The sequence below is a fragment of the Pseudonocardia pini genome (assembly GCF_013870575.1).
GTDB classification, from domain to species: Bacteria; Actinomycetota; Actinomycetes; order Mycobacteriales; family Pseudonocardiaceae; genus Pseudonocardia; species Pseudonocardia pini.
In genome coordinates this window covers 1-2,008 of record NZ_JACBXB010000899.1, presented here as the reverse complement: position 1 = coordinate 2,008, position 2,008 = coordinate 1, and the positions used below count along the sequence as shown (strand labels likewise).

Annotated in this window: 1 protein-coding gene and 2 pseudogenes; 2 read left to right on the top strand and 1 reads right to left on the bottom strand. The window is 74.7% G+C overall.

All coding sequences use genetic code 11. The features are described 5' to 3' along the window. Positions 1-393, top strand: a pseudogene (locus H5J29_RS30545) (DNA polymerase III delta subunit-related protein); the annotation flags it as partial. Between the two features lie 12 nt (positions 394-405). Here H5J29_RS30545 and H5J29_RS35570 read toward each other — a convergent pair. After that, positions 406-543, bottom strand: a pseudogene (locus H5J29_RS35570) (hypothetical protein); the annotation flags it as partial. Between the two features lie 216 nt (positions 544-759). On the opposite strand from H5J29_RS35570, the gene H5J29_RS30540 reads away from it, so the two are divergent. Further along, on the top strand, positions 760-1,827 hold the full coding sequence (locus H5J29_RS30540; RefSeq protein ID WP_181784415.1) for an AbrB family protein: 1,068 nt from the start codon (positions 760-762) through the stop codon (positions 1,825-1,827). The last annotated feature ends 181 nt before the right edge of the window (positions 1,828-2,008 follow it).

Here is a 2,008-nt window from a genome sequence, read left to right as displayed (position 1 = left end):
GCCGCGCTGCAGTGCCCCACCGGCGGCTGCGGCGAGTGCCCGGCCTGCCGCACGGTGCTGGCGGGCACCCATGCGGACGTTCGGGAGATCGTCCCCGAGGGTCTGTCGATCTCCGTGGCCGAGATGCGGAACCTCGTGCAGCTCGCGGCCCGGCGGCCGTCCACCGGGAAGTGGCAGATCCTCGTGATCACGGACGCGGACCGGCTCACCGAGGGTGCGGCGAACGCGCTGCTCAAGGCGGTGGAGGAGCCCGCGCCCCAGACTGTCTTCCTGCTCTGCGCCCCCTCGGACCACCCGGACGACGTACCGGTCACGATCCGCTCCCGCTGCCGCGTGGTCTACCTGCGCCGCCCAGAACGCGACGCCCCACTCCGGCAGGTTCCGCATCGCGATGCCCACCCGGTCGCCGGGCGCGAGCCCGTACTCCGCCGCCAGCGCGTGCGCGAGCCCGTGGACCAGCCGCCGGTGCTCGGCGAAGGTCCGGCTCTCGTCCCGGTAGAACGAGTGCGGCCGGTCGGCGAACGCGGCGGAGTCCGCGAACATCTCGGCCAGCGTGTGCGGCCCGCGGCGGTAGACGCGCATCGGGATCCCGCGGACGGTCTCCTCCCGGAGCGCGAACTCCGCGCCGGGTCCTGTCAGGGCGGCCAGCTGGTGTCCGACGGGGGTGTCCGCGGCGGGCGTGTCGGGGGTGTCAGCGCTGACGGGGTGCATCGGAGATCACTCTGCCATCCGCCGGGGCGGGCGTGACAGGGTTCGCGGATGGCGGTGCGAGGGATCCCCTGGGGGCGGTGGGCGCTCCTGGTCGTCCTCACCGTGGGGCTGACGGCCGTCCTGCAGGTCCTCGGCGTGCCGTCGCCCGCCCTGTTCGCAGGCCTCGCCGTGGGCACCGTGCTCGCGTTGGTCGGGATCGGGCCCGCCCGCGTCGCCACGCAGGCGACGTCGGGGGCACAGGCCGTGATCGGCGTCGTCATTGGGGTCCTGGCACGGCCGGAGACCCTGTCCGCCGTGGCCGCCGACTGGCTGCCGGTGCTGCTGGTCAGCCTCGGGACCCTGGTGGTGAGCATGGCCGCCGGGCTGCTGCTCGGCCTGCAACGCGGCGTCTCACCGCTCACCGGGATGCTCGCGCTCACCGCAGGCGGGGCGTCGGGGCTGGTCGCGGTCACCCGCGAGCTGGGTGGCGACGAGCGGATCGTCTCGGTGATCCAGTACCTGCGGGTCGGGATGGTGACGGCGACCATGCCGATCGTCGCGACGGTGGTCTTCGGGGCCTCGCACGTCGGCGTCGGCTCGGGGCCGGAGGAGGCAGGCGGGCCCTGGTACCTCGGGGTGGCGCTGGTCGCCGTCTGTGCGGTGGGTGTCCCGGTGGCGAACCGGCTGCACGTCCCCGCCGGGGCGCTGCTCGGTCCCATGGTCATCGCGCTGGCGCTGAGCCTCGGCGGGCTGACCTTCGGGGCGTCGCCGCCGGAGCTGCTGGTGGACCTCGCCTACGCCGTCATCGGCTGGCAGGCGGGGCTGCGTTTCACCCGCCCCGCCCTGCGCACGGTGCTGCGCGTCCTGCCGACGGCGACCGCGTTGATCCTGCTGATCGTCGGGGCCTGCGCCGGGCTGGGCCTGCTGCTGTCCTGGTCGACCGACACGTCGCTGCTCGACGGCTACCTCGCCACCACCCCCGGTGGCGTCTACGCCGTGCTGGCCACGGCGATCTCGTCCGGCGGGGACGTCACGTTCGTGGTGGCCGTCCAGGTGCTGCGGGTGATCCTCATGCTGCTGGTGGCACCGTTTCTGGCCCGGCTGGTGGGCCGCCGCGGGGGTGCTGGACCCGACTGACCCGACCCGGCGGCGGCTCCGCCACGCGGTCGGGGTGCAGCACCCAGGCCAGGGCCTCGACGCCGTCGACGAGCCCGGGGCCCGCCTTGACCACGTACTCCGCGGAGTCGATCGCCGCGACCGGAACGCCGGGGAACCGGTCGCGGACCGGTCAGAAGGTCTTGGCCAGCTCGCGGGCGCG

Coding starts and splice junctions, on each gene's coding strand:
- H5J29_RS30540 (WP_181784415.1), top strand. CDS start 760: ATGGCGGTGCGAGGGATCCCCTGGGGGCGGTGGGCGCTCCTGGTCGTC.